Origin of the sequence: Caballeronia sp. (genome assembly GCF_028292365.1) — a bacterium.
Taxonomy (GTDB): Bacteria; Pseudomonadota; Gammaproteobacteria; order Burkholderiales; family Burkholderiaceae; genus Caballeronia.
Window position 1 is genome coordinate 1 of the sequence record NZ_JAQGMM010000288.1, and the last position, 3,987, is coordinate 3,987.

Genomic DNA, 3,987 nt, shown 5'->3' on the forward strand with positions numbered 1-3,987 from the left:
ATCCACGCCTGAACTCTTGCCTCGGAGCGGCAACTCGTAAGCGAAGGGCACGGCCGGTCAACAAGGCCTCTTCACTCAGTCTGCAGCAATCCGCGTTTGCGCAACATGGGGTCGGCGCGTGGATCACGGCCACGAAACGCGCGGAACGCCGAGCCCTGTTCGCGGCTGTCACCAGCGCTATACACGTACCGATGCAGCTTGTCCGCTAGCGCGGGATCGAATGCGCTGCCGGCTTCTTCGAATGCATCGAACGCGTCGGCTTCCAGAACCTCCGCCCACATATAAACGTAATACCCGGCGGCATAATATCCGCCGCTGAAGATATGGCCAAAGTGAGGCAGCCGGTGGCGCATGCCCACCTCGCGCGGTACGCCGAGCCGCTCCCGCTCAGCTATCTCGAACTGGGCGATGTCGATGCCTTCAGGATCATTCCGCAGATGCAACGCCATATCGATCAACGCGGATGACGTGTAGGCAACCGTCTGAAACCCCTGGTTGAAAGTCTGTGCAGCTCGGATGCGTTCGATCAGCGCAGCCGGAATAGGCTCGCCACTGGTCACGTGACGCGCGTGCTTAGCGAGCACCTCCGGCACCGTGGCCCAGTTTTCCATCAACTGAGAAGGTAGCTCCACATAGTCTTGCGGCACATTGGTACCCGACAGGCGACCATAGTTCACATCAGACAGCAAGCCATGCAGGCCGTGGCCGAACTCATGAAACAGCGTGCGGACGTCGTCGAAACTCAGGAGCGTTGGACCATCGTCAGTGCGGGCGAAGTTGTTGTTGTTCACCACGATCGGCGTCGCCGCGCCGCCATTACGCCTTTGCCTGCGATAAACATGCATCCACGCACCGCCCTGTTTATTGGGGCGGGCATAGTTGTCGCCAAGGAAGATCCCCACCAGTTCGGCTCCGCGGCGCACTTCCCACAGGCGCACGTCCGGGTGATACAGCAGCGCGTGGGTTTGGTCACGGGGTTGCTCGGTAAACTGCACGCCGAACAAGCGTTCCGCGCAATCGAACATGGCGGCGAGCATCGCGTCCAGACTGAAGTACGGTTTCACTTGGGCGTCGTCGAGTGCATAGCGGGCAACCCGTACCTTCTCGGCAAGGTAATACCAGTCCCACGGTTCAATGTCGGTGGGTTCACCCAGCGCGGCAGCCTGCGCGACCAAAGCCTGACGCTCCTGTTCAACACTGGCCTTCGCCGGCTCCCATACCTGACTAAGCAGCGCGTGCACCGCAGACGTTTTGCCCGCCATACGATCGGCAAGCGCGTAATCGGCAAAGTTTTCGTAGCCGAGCAACCGTGCTTGCTCTTGCCGCAGCATGAGTATCTCGCGGGCGATCGGCCGGTTATCGCGTGCCGGGTTTTCTCCGCGGCTGGTCCAGGCGCGCCACGCTGTCTCGCGCAGATCACGTCGGGTGGACCATGTAAGAAAGGGCTGCACCAACGAGCGTGAGAGCGTGATTACGTAACTCTCCACACCGCGTTCCTTGGCCGCGCTGCGTGCCGATTGGCGCAAAAAATCAGGCAACCCAGCCAGGTCCGCTTCCGATGTCAGCGGCAACTGGTAACTGGATTCATCCGCGAGTATGTTTTGCGCGAACTGTGTTTGCAGATTCGCGAGCCGCGTGGCAATGACCGCGAAACGCTCGCGGCCGGACCCTTGCAGCGTGGCGCCCGTACGGACAAAATCGGTATGCATGCGTTGCAGCAAACGCTGCTCCTCTTCGCTAAGATCCAGCACGGCAGCTTGCTGGTGGACTGCGTCGAGCCTCGCGAAGAAACCGGCATGCATGGCGACCTTGCTGTCGTGCGCGGCAAGCAGCGGGGCCATCTCGCGCTGTACGGCCTGCAACGCGGCCGGCGATTCCGACGCGCACAGGTTTTCGAAAGTCAGCCGCACGCGATCAAGCGTGGCGCCGGCTGCATCGAACGCGGCCACGGTATTGTCGAATGTAGGTGCAGCCTGATTGTCAGCAAGCGCATCAATTTCCGCCAGATGCTGCTCGAAGAGCACCGCGAATGCGGGTGCGAAGTGTTCGGACTGGATCTGCTGGAAGGGCGGCAATTGGTAAGGCGTTTGCCAGTCTTGTAGCAGGGGGTTGCCGTTGTCAGTCATGTCGGTCCACCTTTCAGGTGTTGATGGTCACGAAGTGAACATGCTAAGTGAACATGATATGACATCGTGGTTAAAGGTTAGAGCCGGGCTTGATCCGAGCGTTTGGAGGTCTGGGCAGCGCGCCCGGCTCAAAAGTTGGATCATGCATCCTGCGGCGTATCTCTTCGTATAGGATGCTGCGTCGGTTGCTTCTGCCGCCCCGGACTTGTGATCAGAAGAAGATCAGGCAGGAAGCAGCAAGTGCTACTCTGGATAAGTGACAATGCAAACCATTATTGTGTCGAACTGGCAGGAGTTCATGAGTCTCACTATAGAACTCGACGGCTGGGCGTTTCGCGGTCAGCAGGACGCACGATGGCCGTTGCAAAGTTCGTTATCGCGCTACCTGTCCGCATTCGTGCCTGACCGCTCGGCGTGGGGGATTCAGGAGCAACGTGCCATTCGCATCTTCAGGCGCAAGGCGCATAACTATCTCTCCGATGTCCGCGCGCTGTCCGATGACCTGCGTTGCCTCGGGCTGATGCAGCACCACGGCGCGCCGACCAGACTGCTCGATTTCACCAAGTCGCCGTTTGTTGCCGCGTTCTTTGCGCTTGAGCGTGCGGTGACTGACGTAGCCGTTTTCGCGGTCAACACCCCAGCGTTGTGGACGGATCGCGCAGTCCCTGTTTCAGCGCCGCATCTTGTACGAGAGATGATCGACCCACGCCTGCCCGGAAATTTTGAAAAGTTTTATCTTAGCGACGAAAACCCGGTGATGTGGTTTGGCGAACCCGCCGAGATGGATCAGCGGTTGATCGCGCAAGCCGGGACGTTCGTGTTGCCCGGCCTGCTGCATCAGCCGCTCGACATGATCCTCGATCAATACACCTGCAGCGACGAACTGCTGCGCAAGATCGTGTTGCCGTCGAATCTACGGGACGAAGCCATGCGTTCGTTGTACAGGATGAACATCACGAACGCGTCGCTTTTCCCGGACCTCGAAGGACTGGCGCGTTCAATTGCGCTGGAACTGGAGATAGTGTGGCCGGCGCAAGTGGCGAAGACGCGCGATTGATTTCAACTCCAGCCACGGGACGCAGAGAGGGCCGTTTCTTTACCGTATCTCCAGCTGATTTCCATAACGCTTGACCATTTCCTCGTCGAAGTTGAATTCGAGTCCGGGCGTCTGATGCGATAGAACGTGACCATTGCGATGCTCCAGTTTCCGGTCCATAAGACGCCTTCAGATATTGGATGGCTCAAGAATAAAACTCATTCGCTAAGCTCAGGATTGTTCCTGGTCGCCATGATGATCTCGGTCGCCGGCATGGCCGTTGTCATCCTTATTTCGGCGAAGCGGGTCAACCGATAGCGTCAACCAACGAGAGGCATATGGAGGCACAGGCGGCGCCTCTGCCTAATCGTTTTCTGACGACTCTCCGCACCGACTGCCCGCCAGTTCTTGCCTTCAGATAAGACGCGAAAAATGCGGCGCTTTCATCGCCACGTGCGCAATCCAGGCTTGCAAAATGCAGCGGTATGTATTGCTGTTCAGCAAGCGATCGAGCTTTGGACCAGATCGTTAAAACGGCGGACACTCGGTGACGCGCCGCGAAAGTATTCCGGAATAGAGCGTCCGCGTTAGGGCATTCCGTCCTGGCAAGTGCTCACCGGCCAAGTCCGCCGTTCGATCAAAATTCATGCAATGACGCGAACGCATTGCAGATGAGCCATGGCATTGCAGACTATTGCCCAGCGATCCATTCTTTCCAGGCTTAGCGACATCGCATGTCGCGACGGACCAGCATATGAACAGGCATGGCTTACCTTCACCAGCCCGCGTCCTAGCGCTAAGCTTGAGCGGCAGCGCTATTATTTT

The 3,987-nt window shown here is 58.4% G+C and carries 2 protein-coding genes and 1 pseudogene; 1 reads left to right on the forward strand and 2 read right to left on the reverse strand.

Annotated features, from left to right (window positions below; translation table 11 throughout):
• Positions 1-71: 71 nt before the first annotated feature.
• The gene (locus JWR14_RS18095; RefSeq protein ID WP_299709475.1) at positions 72-2,126 is read right to left on the reverse strand and encodes a M3 family metallopeptidase; all 2,055 of its coding nucleotides are present in this window, start codon (positions 2,124-2,126) and stop codon (positions 72-74) included.
• 262 nt (positions 2,127-2,388) lie between these two features.
• On the opposite strand from JWR14_RS18095, the gene JWR14_RS18100 reads away from it, so the two are divergent.
• Positions 2,389-3,183 (forward strand): FRG domain-containing protein, encoded by a 795-nt coding sequence (locus JWR14_RS18100; RefSeq protein ID WP_299709477.1) that lies wholly within the window; start codon positions 2,389-2,391, stop codon positions 3,181-3,183.
• Between the two features lie 39 nt (positions 3,184-3,222).
• Here JWR14_RS18100 and JWR14_RS18105 read toward each other — a convergent pair.
• A pseudogene (locus JWR14_RS18105) lies at positions 3,223-3,351 on the reverse strand (mandelate racemase/muconate lactonizing enzyme family protein); the annotation flags it as partial.
• Positions 3,352-3,987: the final 636 nt, after the last annotated feature.

Excerpts from the sequence above, each read along its gene's own strand:
- JWR14_RS18095 (WP_299709475.1), bottom strand. The coding sequence starts at position 2,126 with ATGACTGACAACGGCAACCCCCTGCTACAAGACTGGCAAACGCCTTAC.
- JWR14_RS18100 (WP_299709477.1), top strand. The coding sequence starts at position 2,389 with ATGCAAACCATTATTGTGTCGAACTGGCAGGAGTTCATGAGTCTCACT.